Below are 19,331 nucleotides of genomic sequence, written 5' to 3'. Positions count from 1 at the left end.
GTTCAGCGTGTCCTCGGAGAGGCTGTCGGAACGGAAGTCGCCGTCCTCGATGGTGACGATGTGGTACTGACCCGCGTTCGAGCCACGGATCGTGTACGTCACGTCCTGACCGCGCGTTGCGGTGCTCTGGTCGAGGTCCAGGGTCACGTCGTCGTCACCGGTGACGGTGATGGTCGTGCTCTGGGAGGCCTCGCCGAAGTCGAGGTCGTCGGTCCCCTCGAGCGTGAGCGTGAACGTCCCGGTGTTGAGGTCCGAGAGGTCCACGTTGTAGTTGACGTCACCGCTGGTTGCGGTGCGGATGTTACCGCCGCTTTCGACGGCCGTACCGGTCACGTTGAGGCCGTTCTCGTTCTCGATGGTGAGTTCGAGGTCCTCGGCCGTTCGGTAGTTCCAGGCACCGACAACCGTGAGGTTGCCAGAGCCGGTGGTTTCGTTGCCCTGGGGCACGGAGCCACCAGCGATGTCTTCACCGTACTGGTTGTTGACGTCGAGCGTGGTGACACGCGGACGCTGCACGGTCACACCGGGGGCGTTGTTGCTCCCGTTGGTCGTGTAGCGACCAGTCGCCTGGTCCTGCGGGATGTCCGGCACTTCGAGGGTGGCACCCTCGTCGTTACCGGCCGTCTTCACGACGCCGCCCGAGATCGAACCGCCAAGTTCGATGTCGGACTCGCCCTGGTAGACGTTCGCGCCGTCGTAGACGGTACCTTCACCGTCGTAGACGTCGAAGGAACCACTACCGCCCGGACCTGCTCGTTTTGCTCCACCCGGACCAGAAGTGTCCTGAACGGTGAAGGCACCCGTGGAGGTAACCGATGCATCGGTAGAGGTGGTGTTAGAGTCGTTGACGTAAATACTGACGTCCTTTGCCGTGTTACCGGAGACTTCGGGATGCGTCAGGTCAAAGTTGACAGTAAGGTTCATGTCAACGTTGGTAGCAGCGGTGCTCGGAGAGTAGCCGACACGAATTGTGTCAGAAACTCCGTCACCGTCAGGACCGTCAACGAGGCTTATGCTGGAAGAGTCGGAAATGGCGGAACCGTCCGATCGGTTAGCTGCTGACTCCGTGTTAGCAGCCAGTGTTCCAGCAGATTGGTTGTACTCGTTAGGAAGTTCAACGAAGAACACGTCTTCGGTTCCATCCGAGCTGACGTTGTCCACGTTGTAATCCAGTTCATGAGTTACGGTACTACTTTCGGATGGCTGAGTATTCGTCAGGTTTTGTACCTGAATATTCTCAGCCGTCGCAGCAGCCGTCCCCGTGAACGCCACGGTCCCAGCGAAGACGCTGAAGACCATGAGCGCTGCGAGGATTACTGCGCGCGCTTTGTCGTTATAGTCTGTCATTTTTGTTGCTGTGTTTGCAGTGACATTCCCGAGGCAGCTCCTCTTTCCTGTCGGTTTGTGGTCTGGAGAGTCCAGCCACTGGTAGGGGTGTGTAGAAATCACAGTATTCTGTTGTAAATGCTTTGTGGTCTATTTCTGGAGATGGCGTTTGTTAGACCGACACACGGCCGATTTCAGCCTTTGGGGCGAACAAGCCGTAAAGGAAAACTCAGATTCCGATGGCGTACGCGCAAGCAGTATCGGACGCGTACTACTTATTTTACGTATCTGTTCCCCGGGGAATCAAAACGAGCGGCCCGGGCGAGAGTACGAGCAGAAAATTGCGGCGAATTAACGCTGCGTACCGCTCGTCTCAGAGATCAACGACAGCCGGTGAATTCAGTCCGAAAGAACGACGAGAGGAGGTGAGTGGACTCGCGGGGATTTGAACCCCGGGCCTCTTCCTTGCGAAGGAAGCGATCTACCGCTGATCTACGAGCCCGCAATATAGCCCAACCGGCGGGCGTACTTGTCTGTTGTGAAAACGCCTTAGCGCTGTGCCGGAGGCGTCAGTCTTCGAGAACGATCTCGATACTGACGTCGTTCGGCACCTGGATGCGCATGAGTTGGCGCAGTGCGCGTTCGTCCGCGTCGATGTCGATCAGACGCTTGTGGACGCGCATTTCCCAGTGCTCCCAGGTCGCAGTCCCCTCTCCGTCGGGGGACTTCCGAGACGGAACCTCGAGGGTCTTCGTCGGCAGCGGAATCGGGCCGCTGAGGTTGACGCCGGTCTTGCTCGCGATTTCGCGGACCTCGTCACAGATGCCGTCGAGGTCGTCGGGGCTCGTGCCCGCCAGACGAACGCGTGCTTGCTGCATCTATCGCTCGTTGACCGAGAGCACTTTGCCGGCCGCGATGGTCTGACCCATGTCGCGGATGGCGAAGCTCCCGAGTTCCGGAATCTCAGAGGACGGCTCGATGCTGAGCGGCTTCTGCGGGCGAACGGTCACGACAGCGGCGTCGCCAGACTTGATGAAGTCCGGGTTCTCCTCTGCGACCTCACCACTGGCGGGGTCGAGCTTCTGGTCGATGGACTCGATGGTACACGCGACCTGCGCCGTGTGGGCGTGGAAGACCGGCGTGTAGCCAGCCGTGATGACCGAGGGGTGCTGCATGACGACAACCTGTGCCTGGAACGTCTCGGCGACGGACGGCGGGTCGTCGGCCGGACCACAGACGTCACCGCGACGGATGTCGTCCTTGCCGATGCCGCGGACGTTGAACCCGACGTTGTCGCCGGGGCCGGCCTCGGGCACCTCTTCGTGGTGCATCTCGATGGTCTTGACCTCGCCACCGACGTCCGAGGGCTGGAACGACACGTTGTCGCCAATGTTCATGATACCGGTCTCGACGCGGCCGACCGGGACCGTCCCGATGCCCGAGATGGTGTAGACGTCCTGAATCGGCAGGCGGAGCGGCGCGTCCGTCGGCGGCTCCGTCGCCGGCAGGTCGTTCAGGGATTCGAGCAGGGTCGGCCCGTCGAACCACTCCATGTTCCCGGACTTCTCGGCGATGTTGTCGCCTTCGAAGGCCGAAATCGGGATGAAGGAGGCGTCCTCGGTGCCGAAGCGGACCTGCTTGAGGAGCTGCTTGACCTCCTCGACGACCTCGTTGTAGGTGTCTTCGGAGTAGTCGACGATGTCCATCTTGTTGACACCGATGATCAGCTCGTTGATACCGAGCGTGCGGGCCAGGAAGACGTGTTCACGGGTCTGGGGCGCGACGCCGTCGTCTGCCGCGACGACGAGCACCGCGTTGTCCGCCTGGGACGCGCCCGTGATCATGTTCTTCACGAAGTCACGGTGACCCGGACAGTCGACGATGGTGAAGAAGTACTCGTCAGTGTCGAACTCTTGGTGGGCGATGTCGATGGTGACACCACGCTCTCGCTCCTCTGCGAGGTTGTCCATGACGTAGGCGAACTCGAAGCCGCCCTTGCCCTTCTCCTCTGCTTCCTCGCGGTACTGTTCGATGACGTGCTCCGGTACGGACCCCGTTTCGAAGAGGAGTCGCCCGACGAGCGTGCTCTTGCCGTGGTCGACGTGGCCGATAATGGCCAAATTCTGGTGCGGTTTGTCACTCATGGTGGAATCACGCGCTAAGGCGCTTGGTGAGGGATATTTTGCTCGAACGACCTAAAACCATTTCGATACAGGTCCCAAACCGTCTCGACGCCGTCCCGAGGTTTGTGACCCCGTACCGCACCACTACGGCGGACTGCCGTCTCACCCGGCGTAGCGAACGCTCGGGGCCGACCTCACTCGAGTCGGCCCACGTCAGAGAGAATTGCCGTCGCCGTCTCGGGGCCGCCCGCACCCCGACCGCTGAGGTGGAGCTGTCCCGCGTTGACCGTCTCGAACTGGACGATGTTGCGCGTCCCCGACACCGCCAGCGCGTCGTGCTGGGGGACGAGCCGCGGACCGACGCGGACGCCATCGGCCGTCGCCTCGCCAATGAGTCGCACCGTGCGACCGTCCTCGGCTGCCAAATCGAGCGCGCTCGCCGGGATATCGCGGATTCCCTCAACGGTCGCGTCCTCCAGACTGTACACGCGCTCGCCCTGACTGAGCACGTTCGAGAGGATGACGAACTTCAGCGCTGCATCCGTCCCGTCCACGTCGAACGCGGGGTCGGCCTCGGCGACGCCGAGGTCCTGTGCCTCCGCGAGGACGTGTTCGTACCCGAGTCCCTCGGCGGCCATCCGCGAGAGGACGAAGTTGGCCGTCCCGTTGAGGACGCCCCGCGCCGCCGAAATCTGGCTCGGGCCGAAGTCGGCGATGGTCGAGAGGATAGGGATGGCGCCGCCGACGGCGGCCTCGAACTGGACGGTGCCCTCGCTCTCGCGTTCGAGCGCCATCAGGTCGCCGTAGCGCTCCGCCACCGGTCCCTTGTTCGCCAGCACGGCGTGTCGGTCGCGTTCGAGCGCCGCGCGGACGTGCGAGAACCCGGGTTCGGCGTCACCGAGCGTCGTCGGCGTCGCCTCGACGAGCACGTCGTACTCGGCGTCGAGGGCGTCCTCGGGGTCGCCGGAGCCGACCACACCCCCGCGCTCCTTGCGGTCGAACACGGCGTCGACGTCGATGCCGGACGGGTCGACCGCCGCAGACGAGGAGTCAGCGACGGCGGTCACGACGTGGCCGTAGTCGGGCGCGAGGTCGACGACCGACCGACCGACGGCGCCGACGCCCATGATGGCGAGTTTCATTCTGACACCTCCACGAGCGGTTCGACGACGTGTAATCCTTTCTCGTCGGCGACATCGTGCACGTGCTCGAACACCTCGTCGGTGCGACCCGTGCGCGTCGCCAGACGGAGGCGAGCACTCGACGCGCCACCGCGGCCGTCGGGTGCCGAGAGCGACAGGTCCGCGAGGGTCGCGTCCGTGCTCGACTCGATGCGTCGGAGCGTGTCCGAGAGGTCGGTGTCGACGATGTCACCGACCAGCAGAAGCGTCAACTCCTCACCGTAGCGCTCGGCGCCGGCTTGGATGACGTTGACGCCCTCGTCCCGGAGCGCGGAGACGATGGTCTCGAAGCGGTCCGGCGGACACTCCACGTCGACTTCGACCGGGATGTGGCCGCGCGGCGTGAGGTTCCCGCGTTCGTGGAATATCGAGAGCAGGTTCCCGCCGTTGTCGGCGATGGGGTGAAGCGCGGACAGGAGTTCGCCCGGTTTGTCCACGAGTTCCAGCCGTATCGTGTGCGTCTGCGGGCGCTCGCCCCCGTCCGTTTCGTGTTCCGTGTCAGAGGTGACGGCCTCGTCGGAGTCGGACATTCAGGCCGTCACCCCCGCGGCATGACCCGTCGACGGAATAATTGTAATCGGCGACGGGGAGGGGCCGCGGGGTAGCTCCGTGCCGACACGTCGACTGCCGGTAGTCATGCCGCTGGGCATGGTACACAGTGTGCCGGTGGGGTATAAGATTGCATCGGTCCCGCGACTAGGCTGTCGCGGTGGCTGCGTCGCCCGCGATGGCCGCCGGCGGCGCCGCGCGCTCGTGTGCGAGCGAGACGACCGTCCACTCCTCGTCCGTCTCGAACGCCAATGTGCCGTTCGCGGCTTCGGCGACCGACCGCGCGATCCAGAGCCCCAAGCCGCTCCCGTGGGTGAGTTGGGTGATCTCCTCTCGACCCGTAACCACGGCCCGTTCGTCTTCGGGCACGCCCGGCCCGTCGTCGGCGACGCGGATTTCGACCGTGCCGTCGGCGTCCGTGGCCGTGATGCGGACTCGCTCGCCCCCGTGTTCGACCGCGTTCTCGACGAGTTCGGCCAGCGCCGACTCGATCTGTTCGTCGGCCCATATCCACAGGTCGTCGGCCACGTCGACCGAGAGCGACGCCGCGTCCGGGTCGACACCGGTGACGGCGGTGTCGACGGCGTCACCGACGTTCACCCGGACGTTCGACGCCGAGCGACGGTCGAGTGCGTCGACCATCACCCTGGTCTTGGTCGCGAGGTCGCCGACCTCCTCGGAGTGGCGCCGAACCGTCTCGGCGACTTCGGTGAGCGACGGGTCGTCGAGTTGGGACGCCAGCCGGTCCGACTGTCCCATGAGCACCGTCGCGTCGTTGCGAAGGTTGTGTCGCAGGACGCGACTCAAGACGGCGAATTTTTCGCGTTCGCGCGCCAGTTGCTGGGCGCGCACGCGCTGGGCGTCGTGAACGCCAATGATGACGTGGGCCGCCGCGCTGATTGCGAGGACGTTCCCCGCGGCCAGCGCGTCGGCCGTCGTGACCGCCCCGAGGGCGTCACGGTACGCTCCGTGGGTCAGGAGGACGACGCCGAGCACTACCAACCCGAGGAAGTTCCAGCCGGCGATTCGCACCGCGTTGGGCGTCGAGAAACCGCTCCGATACAGTAGGGCGCCGGCGACGACCAACCCGAGGCAGACGGCGACGCCGAGGCCCGCGAGACCGAGACCGACCGCTGGCTGTCCCGGTTCGAGAAACGGCGCGAGATTGGGAAGCAACAGCGCGATGCCGGTTAGACTGATTGCCACACACGCACCGAGTCGTGAGCGGTGCGCGCGGCGTTGACTGCGGTCGGTCGGGCCAGCTTCGAACAGGGACACGAGTACCTGGTCGATCCGGTCGAGTACGCCAGACATGAGTCTAACCTTGCCGGAGAGCGACTATGAACCTGTCCTTCGGCAGCGAGAGGAAAAGAGAGGGGCCGAGTTAGATGTAGTCGATGGAGGGCGGGAGCTCGAGCTTCATGCCCTTACGCTCTCGAATCTCCTTGATGATGTCCGGCTGGAGATTGTCGGCGAGCACGCGGAAGCCAGCGTTCTCCGTGTTCCACGACGCACGACCCTCGGTGGCGCTACGGATGTCCGAGGAGAAGCCGATCATCTCGTCGACGGGCGCAATGCCCTCGATGACCATGAGGTCGCCCTCCTGGAACATGTCGTCGACGCGGCCACGGCGACCCTGAATCTCGCCGGAAGCGGCGCCCATGTGCTCGGAGGGAACGTCGATGCGGACGTCCTGGATGGGTTCGAGCAGGCGAATCTCGCCGTCGATGAGCGCGCGGTGGACGGCCTCGCGGACCGCAGGGATGACCTGTGCCGGGCCGCGGTGGATGGTGTCCTCGTGGAGCTTCGCGTCGTGCAGGCGGATGAGGGAGCCAGAGACGGGTTCCGCGGCGAGCGGACCGTCGTTCAGCGCCTCCTCGAGGCCCTCGACGACGAGTTCCATCGTCTCGTTGAGGTGCTGAATCCCCTTCGTGTCGTCGATGAGGATGTTCGTGCCGTGGATGTGCTCCACGTTCTGGGAGGTGTCCTTGTCCATGCCGGCCTCCTGCAGCGCCTCACGGCGCTCCAGTTCGGGCATGTCCATCGAGACGTTGCCGAGCTGAATCTCCTCGACGATTTCGTCGTTCAGGGGCTCGACGGTGATGTAGAACTTGTTGTGACGGTTCGGCGAGACTCCCTCGACCTCCTGGGAGGCCTCCTGCGCGGCCTCGCGATAGACGACGATGGGTTCGCCGGTGTTGATGGGGATGCCCTGGTTGCGCTCGATGCGCTGACCAATGACCTCCAGGTGGAGTTCACCCTGCCCGGAGATGAGGTGTTCGCCCGTCTCCTCGTTGATCTCGATCTGAATCGTCGGGTCTTCCTTGGCGACCTGCTGGAGCGTCTCGATGAGCTTCGGCAGGTCGTCCATGTTCCGCGCCTCGACGCTCTTCGTGATGACCGGCTCCGAGATGTGTTCGATGGACTCGAACGGCGTCATCTCGACACTCGACACCGTCGAACCGGCGATGGCGTCTTTGAGACCGGTGACGGCGGCGATGTTGCCTGCGGGGACGTGCTCCACTTCCTCGCGTTCGCCGCCCATGTAGATGCCGACGCTCTGGACGCGGTTCGTGCCCACAGTCCCGGAGACGTACAGCTCCTGGCCCTTCTCGAGGGTGCCCGAGAAGACGCGGCCAGCGGCGATTTCGCCGGCGTGCGGGTCGACGCCAATGTCCGTGACCATGAGGACCACGTCACCGTCTTCGTCGACCAGCTGCATCGACTCCGCGATGTCGGAGTCGGCGTCACCGCGCCAGATACGCGGGACACGACGGGGCTGTGCGTCGACAGGGTTCGGGAAGTGCTCACAGACCATGTCGAGCACGACGTCCGAGAGCGGCGTCCGCTCGTGGAGCTCCTGGCGCTTGTCTGCGCGCTCGAGGTCGATGATGTCGCCGAAGTCCATACCGGTCCGCTGCATCGAGGGCATCGAGACGCCCCACTTGTAGAGCGCGGACCCGAAGCCGACAGTGCCGCCCTCGACGGAGACGGTCCAGTCGTCCTCGATGTCGTCCATCTCCTCGGTCATGCCACGGATGAGTTCGTTCACGTCGTGGATGACAGAGAGGAGTCGTTCCTGCATCTCCTCGGGCCCCTCCTGGAGCTCGGAGATGAGGCGGTCGACCTTGTTGATGAACAGCGTCGGCTTGACACCCTCGCGGAGCGCCTGCCGGAGCACCGTCTCCGTCTGGGGCATCGCGCCCTCAACGGCGTCGACCACCACGAGCGCACCGTCGACGGCGCGCATCGCTCGGGTCACGTCGCCACCGAAGTCGACGTGGCCCGGCGTGTCGATGAGGTTGATGAGGTGGTTCTTGTCCTCGTACTCGTGGGTCATGGAGACGTTCGCGGCGTCGATGGTGATGCCGCGTTCCTGCTCGTCCTCTTCCGTGTCCATCGCGAGCTGTTCGCCCGCGGTGTCCTCGGAAATCATACCCGCACCGGCGAGGAGATTGTCCGTCAGCGTCGTCTTACCGTGATCGACGTGAGCAGCGATGGCGATGTTCCGGATGTTCTCCGGCTTGTCCATCAGTCGCTCACATTCTTGTACGATCTTCTTTCGTCGGCCCATTACTGGCCCATACCGCCAGGAGGGTCAAAAGGGTAGTGTTTTGCCGGAGGCGAAACTCCCGATTTCCGGCGGTTAATCCGGCGTGTCACGCAATACCACGAGACGGCATCGAATCGACCACAACCGTCTTAGGCGTCTATCCCGTGGTAACTATCAACATGGACGTACGCGTACAGGGCGGTGCGCCACCCGACCCGTTTCTCAGCGCCGCCGACCTGCTGACGACCGAACACGAACTCGACCACCCGGTCCGCGTCCGCGTGCGCGACGACCCCGACGAGCGAACGTGGGCGGCCCACTACGACGACCACCACGTCCTCAACATCTCCCGACAGGCCGCGACGAGTGCGATGGCGCGAGAACTCGCGCTCCACGAGTTCGCACACATGGCCCGCTACGAGGAGGGCCACGCCTCCCACACGCAGTCGACGGACGAAGCACTCTTTCTCGCGCTCTCGGGACAAAGCGTCGAGCGGCGCAAACTCGCTCACTGCTATCAGATCGCCAACCACATGCGCGACATCTACGCCGACGACATCACCATCGACGTGGCGCCGGGCGCGAAGCTAATTCAGTTCCTCGAATCGGAGCTCGCGGCCGCCGTCGCCGACGCGCCCGGCCCCGCGGGCGATAGACCGTCGGGTGCCGAACCGGCGAGCACGGAGAGCGACCCCGACATCACCGCCGTCAACGCCGCGTTCGCACTCGGTCTCGCCGAACGTCACGACCTGATCGACACCGACCACCGCCTCTACGACCTGGCTCGCGCCGCCGCCGCGGACGCCCCCAGCATCGGCGTCGAACCGTTCAAGCATCGCTTCCGCTCGCTCATCGACGACCCCTCGGAGAGTGACTTCCGACGTGACCTCGTGGCGGTGACGAAAGCGTACGCGCTCGGCAACGAACGAGCCGCCGACTAAGCGTCGGAGCGAGACAGAGAGAAAGGGAGATAGAGGTTAGCGTGCGGCCGCGGCGACGCGCTCTGCTTCCTCTTTCTGGTTGATAGCGTAGGCGCCGACATCGTAGTCGGCGGCACCCATCAGCTGCGTGGCCAGCGCCTCGGCGGCGCTGGTCGACGTCTTGTAGGACCCGCGCTGGGTCCCCTCGGCGAGGAACTTGAGGGCCTGGTCGACGCGCCGCTGCGGGGCGACGTCGACGGCCTGCGGGACGGAGATGCCACCGTACTTCAGGCGGACAGTCTCCTCACGCGGCGCCGCGTTCTCGACGGCCGTGACGAGCACCTGAACGGGGCTCTCCTCGGACTCCTCGTCGATGATTTCGAACGCGTCACGGACGATGCGCATCGTCTGCTGTTTCTTGCCCGTGTTCTCGTCCGTCTGCATCAGGCGGTTGATGAGCCGCTCGACGAGAGAGATTTCGCTCTTCTGGAACTGCTTGGAGGCGTGACGACCCATCGTGTGCGCGATGGGCGTGACGTTGATGTACCGCTGGGTGCTGGGGTCGTCGTACGCGATGTCGTCAGTCTCCCAGACACCGAACAGCAGGGCGTCCGTCTCTTGGTCGTCGCTTCCGGCGGGGGCGTCGGGGTCGGGGGTTTCGCTCTCGGACATTATCGGACCGGTTTCTCCGCGTTACCGCGCACGAGTTCGATGAGCGAGACACCGTTGACCTTCTCGACCTTGTAGTTGACACCGGAGAGGTCGCCCATGGCGCGACCCTTCGCGCCACCGATGCCGGCGATGGTGACCTCGTCGTGTTCGTCGATGAACGAGATGGCACCGTCGCCGGGACAGAAGGCCGTGACCTGCTTGCCGTTCTTGATCAGCTGGACCCGGACGCATTTCCGGATCGCGGAGTTGGGCTGTTTCGCTTCGATGCCGACCTTCTCGAGGACGATACCCCGCGCCTGGGGCGCCCCCTCGAGGGGGTCGGATTTCTTCCGGAGACCGCGCTCCCGTCGCGCGTACTCCGAGTCGGACCACCGTCGAGTCTGGCGGTCCTTCTTGAGTTTGCGGGCCGCGTACTTGCCGTTCGCCATAGTGCCATCTTGTTCCCGGTGGAGCTACTTAAGCCTCCCTTTTCGCTTTCAGCGAGACGGCCGGAGCGCGTCCGAGCGGTGTCTGAGAAGGAATCTGAGGGCGTTTCACGATTCCGCTCGCTAGTTCTGTGAGCCGTTGAGGGCGTCGGCGGCGCCGAGACGACGTGACGCGACTTAGGTCAACTGCACGTCGTCGATGTCGTAATGCCGACGCGCGAGTTCCCGTGCCGTCTCGATGTTGCGCCCGTCGCGACCGATGGCGACGCCACGGTCGGCCTCGGGCACCTCCGCGTAGGCGACGCGGTCACCCTGTTCGCTGACGGTGACGTGTTGGACCGCGGCCGGCGCGAGGGCGTTCGCGACGAACGCCGCTGGCGTGTCCGCGTCCTCGACGAGTTCGACCGTGCGCCCGAGTGCCTCCTCGACCGCCTGCACCCGTCGCCCGTTGGGGCCGACGGCCTGCGCCATCTCGCCGGCCGCGACGAGGAAGACGACGCGGTCGTCGTCCTCGTAGACTAGGCAGTCGCGGGCCGTCGAGCCCGTCTCCTCTTCGAACCGGGTGATGTACCGGCGGTCACGGTCGGACAGGGTGATTTTCATTCAGTCGTCCGAGGGCTGTGCGTCCGGCGTGAACGACCCCATCCGCAGGTCGACGTCGCCGGTGCCGATGGCGACCGGTTTGCCGGCGATGACGTTCTCGATGACCCCGTCAAGCTGGTCGCGCTCGCCGTGGATGGCGGCGTCGAGCAGGTGGTTGACCGTCACCTCGAACGCGGCGCGTGCGAGGACGGAGTCTTTCGACCCCGAGATACCGTGGCGACCGATGGATTCGATGGTGCCGCGGTTGGTCATGATGTCCGCAACCAGCATCAGGTGGCGGACGTTCACGTCGTCCAGGCCCTGCTCTTCGAGGGTGTCCATCGTCTCGTTGATGATGGCTTCGCGGGCCGCCTCGACGCCGAGGTTGCGGTAGATTTCGTGGATGTTGTTACACGTCGTCCGCGAGGCGTCGACGCCCTCGATTTCGATAACGTCGCCGAAGGCCGACCCCTCGGTGTAGAGGACGAACTCCTCCTCGCCGTCGTCGAGCGTCTCCTTTCGGATGACGACCCGAGACACCTCTTCGATACCCTTGAACACCACGTCGCGAAGCTCCTCGACCAGTTGGAGCAGTTCGCGGTAGCTGGGTTCGGAGGGGCCGAACTCGATGAGCGTGCCGTCGCGCCGAGTCTTGACGCCCAAGGCGTCCTCGATGGTGTCGGCGATTTGGGCGGCGATTTCGCCCACCTGTTCGACGGTGGGCCACCGCTCGAGCAGCGTCTCCTCGTTGAGGTCGACCTGCACCAGCATGTCGGCGACGTTCGTCGACACGTCACCGAGCGAGAGTATCTTCGTCGACTCGATTGACCACACGACTTCGTGTGCGCGCTCGCGGTCGGTGGCATACTCGTCGTCGAGATACACCGTCATCATCGGCGTGTCCGGCGTCTTCCGGGCGTCCACCAGCTCGATGAGTCGGGGCAGGCCCTGGGTCACGTCGATTTCTGCGACCCCCGCGTAGTGGAAGGTGTTCATCGTCATCTGCGTGCCGGGTTCGCCGATTGACTGCGCCGACACCGTCCCGACCGGGTCGAGGGGGTCGACGCGCGTGTCAACGTAGCGCGACTCCGTCGCCTGTGCGATTTCGTTTGCCTGCTCGGTCGAAACCGGACCACGGTCGTCGATGGTCTCGTAGATGCGGTCTTTCAGTCGTCGCGGCAGGTCCGTATCCTCAACGACGGCTTCGATGTCGTCCGTGACGTGTTCGTAGTCAGTCATCGGACTCCACCTCCATACCTTGGGCCTTGTTCAGACCGGGACCCGCGTACTCCGAGAGGTTCGTCGGCGGTTCGCGCTCGCCGAGGAACCGCTCTTTCTCCGCGGGGGAGTCGAACTCTGCCTCGACGACGCGGTCCGTGATACCCTCGACGTCGATGGGGTTGTCGTCTGACGACGACACCTTCACCGGACTGGTGCCGTCCTCACCGAACTCGAACTGAACGATGGTGTCGGAGGTGTCGCGGACGGTGCCGTCGTACTGCGACTCCAGCTCGGACAGCGCGTTGATGAGCCGACGCTGGAGGTATCCGGACTTCGAGGTGCGGACTGCCGTGTCGACAAGCCCCTCGCGGCCACCCATCGCGTGGAAGAAGAACTCCCGCGGCGTCAGGCCGCCACGGTAGGAGTTCTCGACGAAGCCGTGTGCCTCCGCGGAGAGGTCGTCCGGCTCGTAGTGGCTAAGGGTACGGTCCTCGTATCCGCGGTTGATTCGCTCGCCGCGGACTGCCTGCTGGCCCACACAGCCAGCCATCTGGGTCAGGTTGAGCATCGACCCACGAGCACCCGAGCGCGCCATGATGACCGCCGGGTTGTCCTCTTGGAAGTGGTCCTCGGCGATTTCGCCCGCGCTGTCGCGGGCCTTGCCGAGCGTCTGCATGATCTTCATCTCGAGCGTCTCGTCGATGGTTCGACCCGGCAGGGACTCGAGGTCACCCGCCTCGTAGCTCTCGATGAGTTCGTCGATGCGTTCGTAAGCGTTGTCGATTGCCTCGTCGACCTGCTCGTTCGCCGCCTCCGGGATGGACTCGTCGTCGATACCCAGCGAGAAACCGAAGTGCATGATCGCTCGCATGGCGAGCGCCGCGACTTCGTTGACGAACACGCGAGCACGCGTCTTGGAGTAGACCTTGGTGAGGGTGTCGACGATTTCGCCGCCGAACGCGCCGACCGCGTCCTCGTCGACGGTCCCCTCGATCAACTGGCCGTCCTCGATGATGACGGTGTCGCCCGCCGAGGACGTGAACTCGAGGTTGAGGTCGTCGGGCAGGAGTTCGGAGAAGACCGCTCGGCCGGTCCAGTAGGGCTCGCCGTCCTCCTCGCCGTCAGGGGCGGGGAGTTCGTCCACGCTCGTCGCGCGGAGCAGGTCGAGCGCCTGCGTCTCCGAGAAGTGGGGGTTCTCGTGGGTCAGCAGGTAGGTTCCGCTGATGTGGTCCTGAATGGCCCCGATGATGTTCTCACCGAACCGGGGACTGAGCATCTGCTCTTGGACGCGCATCAGGACGCGCGCCTCGGCACGTGCCTCCTCGTTCTGGAGGGCGTGCATGTTCATCTCGTCGCCGTCGAAGTCTGCGTTGTACGGCGGGCAGACGGTGGTGTTCAGCCGGAACGTCTTGTACGGCATCACGACCACTTCGTGGGCCATGATGGACATCCGGTGGAGCGACGGCTGGCGGTTGAAGATCACGATGTCGCCGTCGACGAGGTGCCGGTTGACCTCCCAGCCCTCCTCGACTTTCGTCGCGAGTTCCTCGCAGTTCTTCTCCGTGACCTTCAGGCGACGCCCGTCCGGTCGGCGGACGTAGTTGGCTCCGGGGTGACCCTCGGGGCCGTTGGCGACGTACTGCTGAGCCTCCTCGACATTGCGCTCGGTGACGTTCAGCGTCTGGGTCATCTCCGTGGCGACCCGTTCGGGGACGCCGACCTCGTTCAGCGAGAGCGTGGGGTCCGGGCTGATGACCGTTCGGGCCGAGAAGTTGACACGCTTCCCGGAGAGGCTACCGCGGAAGCGACCCTCCTTGCCTTTCAGGCGCTGGGAAAGCGTCTTGAGCGGGCGGCCGGAGCGGTGTCGCGCCGGCGGCGTGCCCGAAATCTCGTTGTCGACGAAGGTGGTGACGTGGTACTGGAGCAGTTCCCAGAGGTCCTCGATGATGAGCTGGGGCGCACCGGCCTCGCGGTTCTCCATGAACCGCTGGTTGATGCGGATGATGTCCACCAGCTTGTGGGTCAGGTCGTCCTCGGAGCGCTGGCCGTTGTCGAGCGTAATCGAGGGACGAGCCGTCACCGGCGGGACCGGCAGGACGGTCAGAATCATCCACTCGGGACGGGAGCGCTCGGGGTCGATGCCGAGCACTTCGATGTCCTCGTCCGGGATGTCCTCGAACCAGTCGCGGATGTCGGAGGGCATCAGCTTGTTCATGTCCTCCTCGGTCAGGTCCACGTCGAGGGCCTTCTCCAACTTCTTCCGCGTATCGCTCTTCGGGCGGAACTCGCCCGCCATGATGTCGTTGACGCGGTCAAGGTCGATACCGAGGCCTTCGGCGAGCTCTTTCGGGCCCGTGCCCTCGTCGTCCTCGTCGTCGGGGTCCGGCTGCATCGCCTCTGCGATGCGCTCGGCGTAGTCGCCCGCGAGGACGTCCTGCACCTCGTAGTAGGTGGTGGGCTTCTCGTGTTTGATGTCGTGCATCACGCCGTCGCAGTCCGGATGCGGGCAGTAGCTCTGCTTGCGCGCCTGCCGGACCGCCGCCTTCAGCACGTCGTTCGGGTCCTTGCCGAGCTCCTCGGCGCGAACCAGGTTCTCCTCGTACTCCTCGCGTTCCTCCTCGGTGAGGGCCAGTCGCCCACACTCTCGACAGGTCGAACGCAGGAGCCGTCGGATGAGCTTCGTGAACCCGACGTGGATGACCGGCGCGGCGAGTTCGATGTGGCCGAAGTGGCCGTTACACGACCCGGAGTGCTGTCCGCAGGTTCGACACTCCAGTCCGGGGTCGATGACGCCCAGCCGCGGGTCCATCAGCCCCATGTCGATGGGGTAGCCGTCGTCGTCGTAGGTGTCCGCCGTGATGACCTTCGTCGCGGACATGTCGCGATACGTCTCCGGATCCATCAGCCCGAACTGAATGCCGCCGATCTCTTTCGGTGTTTGCATTGACATTTATACTGCGTCCTCCAGTTCCAGTCGCGGTCGAATGCCGAGCGCCATCATCTCGTCGAGGAGGAGCTTGAACGCGTAGCTCACCTCGAGCTCGTGGATGTCGTCCTCGTCGCCGGTGACGGGGTCGTAGACGCGCCGTTGTTCGGTGTCCTCGACGGCCACCATCCCCGTCTCGGCGCTGATGTACACGCTCTCGCGGTCCGAGGAGTCGAGCAGACGCTCTTTGAGCGCCATCGCCGCCCCGTGACCGATGAGCACCTCACGTTCCATCTCGCCCACGCGCAGGCCACCCTCGCGGGCGCGCCCCTCGGTGGGCTGGCGGGTGAGCACCTGCACCGGCCCGCGGGAGCGGGCGTGCAGTTTGTTGCTCACCATGTGGTAGAGTTTGTGATAGAAGATGGTGCCGACGAAGATCTCGGCTTCGATCTTTTCGCCGGTCACACCGGAGTACATGACCTCTTTCCCGGAGGATTTGAAGCCGTGGTCTTCCAGCGCGCCACGGAGTTCGTCCTCGTCCTCGCCCTGGAAGGCCGTGCCGTCGACGCGGCGGCCTTCGAGCGAGCCGACCTTGCCGCCCAGCATCTCCAGCACGTGCCCGACCGTCATCCGCGACGGGAGGGCGTGCGGGTTGAGCACCAGGTCGGGGACGAGTCCCTCTTGGGTGAACGGCATGTCCTCCTGCGGTGCGAGGTGGCCGACGACACCCTTCTGACCGTGGCGGGACGCGAACTTGTCCCCGAGCTCGGGGATACGCTCGTCGCGCACGCTCACCTTCGAGAGCTTCGAGCCGTCCTCGCCCTCCATCAGCGTGACCGTGTCGACGACGCCGTCCTCGCCACTCCGCATCGTGACGCTCGTCTCGCGGCGCTTCTGGGGAGACAGGCCGCCCATATCGTCCGGTTCCTCGAGGAATCGGGGCGGACTCGTCTTGCCCAGCAGGACGGAGTTCTCGTCGACTTTCGTCTCGGGGTTGACGAGGCCGTCCTCATCCAGATGCGTGTAGGCGTCTTCACCGCGTGCGCCGCGCACGTCCTGGCTCGGGACCTCGAAGCGGTCCTCCTGTCCACCGGGGTAGCGACGCTCCTCGCCCTCGTAGGTGCGGAAGAAGTGCGACCGGGCGAGCGCGCGGTCGACCGACCCCTTGTTCATGACGAGTGCGTCCTCGATGTTGAACCCCTCGTAGGACATGACGGCGACGACGAAGTTCTGTGCCGCCGGGCGCTCGTCGAACCCAATCTGTTCGGTGGTCTGGGTCTTGACCATCGCCAGCTGCGGGTAATGCATCAGGTGCTGGCGCGTGTCGGGCCGGATGCGGTAGTTGGCCGCTGGCAGCCCGAGCGACTGCTTCATCATCCCCGCACCCATCGTAATTCGGGGCGACGCGTTGTGCTCCGGATACGGAATCATCCCGGCGCCGATGCCGAAGATGAGCTGCGGGTCGATTTCGAGGTGGGTGTGTCGCTCGTTGAGTTCGTCCTCGTCGACGGCGACGTAGATGTCTTCCTCCTCCTCGGCGTCGATGAACTCGATGTAACCGCGTTCGACCAGTTGCTCGAACTCGAGTTCGTCGTTCTTGACGGCCTCTATCTCCTCGTCCGAGAGGAGGGGTTCGCCGTCATCGACGACGATGAGCGGTCGGCGGGCCCGCCCCGCGTCCGCGTTGATGATGACCTCGCGCGTGCGGTCCTTGACGGAGACGTTGACCATGTCGCTGACGTCGCCGCGTCGTCGCGCTTCGCGAATTTGATCTGCGAGCTGTTCGGGGTCGGGATGGGTCCCGACCAGACTGCCGTTGACGTATACTTTCGCCTCGCGTGCCTGAGCCATGTTAATCTGCCATCGAGTCGACGCCTTCGATTCCGGGAATCCCCTCGACTCCCATCGACGCCAGTTCGCGTTTGAGTCCCTGTTCGTCCGCAACGTTCTGGGAGAGCTCCATCGCCTGCGCGAAGTTCTTCACCAGGCCACAGTTCGGCCCCTCCGGCGTCTCGGAGGGACAGATACGACCCCACTGGGTCGCGTGCAGGTCCCGCGCTTCGAAGTGTGGCTGCGAGCGCGAGAGCGGCGAGCGGAGTCGCCGCAGGTGTGAGAGCACACCCATGTAGTCCGTGCGGTCCACCAGCTGGGAGACGCCCGAGCGCCCACCGACCCAGTTGCCCGTCGCAATCGGGTGTTCGAGGCGCTCGGTCAGCACGTCCGAGCGGACGACGGTGTTGACCGTCAGCTGCCGGTTACGCATGTTCGCGCGTTCGAGCTGGTATTTCACGTCCCGTGCCAGCTTGTTCAGGGCCGTCCGGAACAGGTCACGCATCAGGTCGCCGCTGACCTTCAGGCGCTTGTTCGCGTAGTGGTCCTTGTCGTCGGCTTCGCGTCGTTCCAAGGCGAGTTCGAAACACGCCTCGGCCATCCGGCAGAGGTAGTAGGCCTTGTTGATGCGGACCTCTTCCTCGTCGACGCCTTCCTCGTGCAGGTGGGGGAGGAGGTAGCGGTCGATGACGTAGTTGGCGCGTTTCAGCTGGTAGTTCTTGCCCTGCCCGCCGGCGACGCGCTTGCCGAGGGTCTCGATGGCCTCCTCTTCGCTCTGGACTTCGGCCATCTCCAGGTTCTCCAGCATGAACTTCACAATCTCCGGGTCGTCGCTGACGCGGTGGACGATCTCCTCGTCGGATTCGAGGCCGAGCGCCCGGACCAGCGTCACGAAGTCGACGCTCCCCGAAACGGAGGGGAACGAGACTTCCAGAATCCCTTCGCGGTTGCGCTCACAGAGCACCAGCGCGCGGTAGCCGCGGCGCTGACTGAACGTCTTGGCGACCTGAATCTCGTCGCCGTACTTCGTGTCGTACTCCGCGAGAATCTTGTTCGGGGCGAGGTCCTCACTCGTCATCAGCACCCGTTCGGAGCCGTTGACGATGAAGTACCCACCTGGGTCGACGGGGTCCTCGCCGATGTCGATGAGTTCCTCGCGAGTCAGGTCGGCGATGTTACACCGCTCGGACCCGACCATGATCGGCATGCGACCCACCTTCGTCTCGGTGGAGTCGACGACGACTTCTTCCTCTTCCTCGCCGCCGCGAACGATGGCCATCTCCATGAACACCGGCGCGGCGTACGTGATGTTGCGGAGGCGCGCTTCCTGCGGGTAGAGGAGTTCCTCGCTCCCGTCCGCTTCGCGGACGCGCGGCGTCTCGACGCGAACGTCGCCGAGTTCGACGAAGACGGGTTCCTGACCCTCCTTGTCGCCGATGTCCGTCTCGATTCGCTCCTTCTCGTCGACGACTTCCTGCATCCCCCGGTCGAGGAAGCCGTTGAACGAACGGAAGTGGTGTTCCGCGAGTCGTTCCTCGGAGAAATACTCTCGTGAAATCGTACGTCGGCTCTCTCGGTTCATTCGACCACCAGTCGGTATACGGTTGCTTGGTCAGTGGTACGCGAGTCGCGAACGATTTCGATCACGTCGCCGACCTCGGCCTCGTCGGGCAACGCCGGGTCGCTCGTTTTGATCTTCGGCAAGTTGGTCTTGCTGACGTTGTACTCCGCGAGTACCTCGTCGACGCGCTCAGGGTCGTCGAGGACTGTGTGCTCCGGAACCAGCTTGTGTTGGCTTACGTCTACCATGGGTGAGTGGGTGGAGAAGTTATCACGGGATACTACGGCGCCATTGTCATCCCACGCATTTAACGCTTTTCAAAGAAACGCGACGCGACGCTATTCGACCCATCGGCCGGGTGCCGACAGGGCGCACTCGGGACGTGTTGCCATGGCCGCTCCCACTACAAAGCCGTTTCGGCGGGTCGCGGTACCGCATCCCAAGGCGCCTCCAGATGGCAAG

The 19,331-nt window shown here is 64.4% G+C and carries 15 protein-coding genes, 1 tRNA gene and 2 pseudogenes; 1 reads left to right on the top strand and 17 read right to left on the bottom strand.

From position 1 onward, the window contains the following. The 9 genes and pseudogenes from BLU18_RS15125 to BLU18_RS11820 form a co-directional block, all read right to left on the bottom strand. Positions 1-924 (bottom strand): annotated as a pseudogene (locus BLU18_RS15125) (hypothetical protein); the annotation flags it as partial. 330 nt (positions 925-1,254) lie between these two features. Further along, a pseudogene (locus tag BLU18_RS15265) lies at positions 1,255-1,347 on the bottom strand (surface glycoprotein); the annotation flags it as partial. 409 nt (positions 1,348-1,756) lie between these two features. Then, a tRNA-Ala gene (locus BLU18_RS11850) sits at positions 1,757-1,828 on the bottom strand. A 67-nt stretch (positions 1,829-1,895) separates the two neighbouring features. Then, on the bottom strand, positions 1,896-2,204 hold the full coding sequence (gene rpsJ / locus BLU18_RS11845; protein WP_092635305.1) for a 30S ribosomal protein S10: 309 nt from the start codon (positions 2,202-2,204) through the stop codon (positions 1,896-1,898). Beyond that, the gene (gene tuf / locus BLU18_RS11840; RefSeq protein WP_092635303.1) at positions 2,205-3,470 is read right to left on the bottom strand and encodes a translation elongation factor EF-1 subunit alpha; all 1,266 of its coding nucleotides are present in this window, start codon (positions 3,468-3,470) and stop codon (positions 2,205-2,207) included. A gap of 173 nt (positions 3,471-3,643) precedes the next feature. Next, positions 3,644-4,591: a homoserine dehydrogenase gene (locus BLU18_RS11835; RefSeq protein WP_092635300.1), complete on the bottom strand. Its 948-nt coding sequence runs from the start codon at positions 4,589-4,591 to the stop codon at positions 3,644-3,646. Beyond that, positions 4,588-5,160, bottom strand: coding sequence for an amino acid-binding protein (locus tag BLU18_RS11830; RefSeq protein WP_092635298.1), 573 nt, complete (start codon positions 5,158-5,160; stop codon positions 4,588-4,590). The genes BLU18_RS11835 and BLU18_RS11830 overlap by 4 nt, the downstream gene beginning before the upstream one ends. A 166-nt stretch (positions 5,161-5,326) precedes the next feature. Beyond that, entirely contained in the window at positions 5,327-6,385 is a 1,059-nt protein-coding gene (locus tag BLU18_RS11825) for a sensor histidine kinase (protein ID WP_176791238.1), read from the bottom strand. Between the two features lie 178 nt (positions 6,386-6,563). Continuing rightward, positions 6,564-8,753 (bottom strand): elongation factor EF-2, encoded by a 2,190-nt coding sequence (locus BLU18_RS11820; RefSeq protein ID WP_092635295.1) that lies wholly within the window; start codon positions 8,751-8,753, stop codon positions 6,564-6,566. A gap of 158 nt (positions 8,754-8,911) precedes the next feature. Between BLU18_RS11820 and BLU18_RS11815 the strand changes: the two genes are divergently transcribed. Then, positions 8,912-9,673, top strand: coding sequence for a DUF5781 family protein (locus BLU18_RS11815; protein ID WP_092635293.1), 762 nt, complete (start codon positions 8,912-8,914; stop codon positions 9,671-9,673). Positions 9,674-9,709: 36 nt separating this feature from the next. Here BLU18_RS11815 and BLU18_RS11810 read toward each other — a convergent pair whose 3' ends face one another. The 8 genes from BLU18_RS11810 to BLU18_RS11775 form a co-directional block, all read right to left on the bottom strand. Beyond that, entirely contained in the window at positions 9,710-10,324 is a 615-nt protein-coding gene (locus BLU18_RS11810) for a 30S ribosomal protein S7 (RefSeq protein WP_092635291.1), read from the bottom strand. Then, positions 10,324-10,752 (bottom strand): 30S ribosomal protein S12, encoded by a 429-nt coding sequence (locus tag BLU18_RS11805; RefSeq protein WP_092635289.1) that lies wholly within the window; start codon positions 10,750-10,752, stop codon positions 10,324-10,326. Before BLU18_RS11805 ends, BLU18_RS11810 begins: the two co-directional genes overlap by 1 nt. Positions 10,753-10,926: 174 nt before the next feature. Continuing rightward, on the bottom strand, positions 10,927-11,352 hold the full coding sequence (locus tag BLU18_RS11800; protein ID WP_092635287.1) for a NusA-like transcription termination signal-binding factor: 426 nt from the start codon (positions 11,350-11,352) through the stop codon (positions 10,927-10,929). Then, positions 11,353-12,570 (bottom strand): DNA-directed RNA polymerase subunit A'', encoded by a 1,218-nt coding sequence (gene rpoA2 / locus BLU18_RS11795; protein ID WP_092635285.1) that lies wholly within the window; start codon positions 12,568-12,570, stop codon positions 11,353-11,355. It abuts the gene before it with no gap. Further along, a complete protein-coding gene (locus BLU18_RS11790; RefSeq protein ID WP_092635283.1) occupies positions 12,563-15,496 on the bottom strand; it encodes a DNA-directed RNA polymerase subunit A' in 2,934 nt (977 codons plus the stop codon). The genes rpoA2 and BLU18_RS11790 overlap by 8 nt, the downstream gene beginning before the upstream one ends. A 6-nt stretch (positions 15,497-15,502) precedes the next feature. Continuing rightward, positions 15,503-17,329: a DNA-directed RNA polymerase subunit B gene (gene rpoB, locus BLU18_RS11785; protein WP_092635280.1), complete on the bottom strand. Its 1,827-nt coding sequence runs from the start codon at positions 17,327-17,329 to the stop codon at positions 15,503-15,505. A 1-nt stretch (position 17,330) separates the two neighbouring features. Further along, complete coding sequence (locus BLU18_RS11780; protein WP_092635278.1) at positions 17,331-18,890, bottom strand: DNA-directed RNA polymerase subunit B''; 1,560 nt, start codon at positions 18,888-18,890, stop codon at positions 17,331-17,333. Continuing rightward, positions 18,887-19,117 carry a DNA-directed RNA polymerase subunit H gene (locus BLU18_RS11775; RefSeq protein WP_092635276.1) on the bottom strand — a complete coding sequence of 77 codons (231 nt, stop codon included), beginning with the start codon at positions 19,115-19,117 and terminating at the stop codon, positions 18,887-18,889. The genes BLU18_RS11780 and BLU18_RS11775 overlap by 4 nt, the downstream gene beginning before the upstream one ends. Positions 19,118-19,331: the final 214 nt, after the last annotated feature.

The organism is Haloplanus vescus (assembly GCF_900107665.1).
GTDB lineage: Archaea > Halobacteriota > Halobacteria > Halobacteriales > Haloferacaceae > Haloplanus > Haloplanus vescus.
This window is presented reverse-complemented; position numbering and strand designations above follow the sequence as displayed.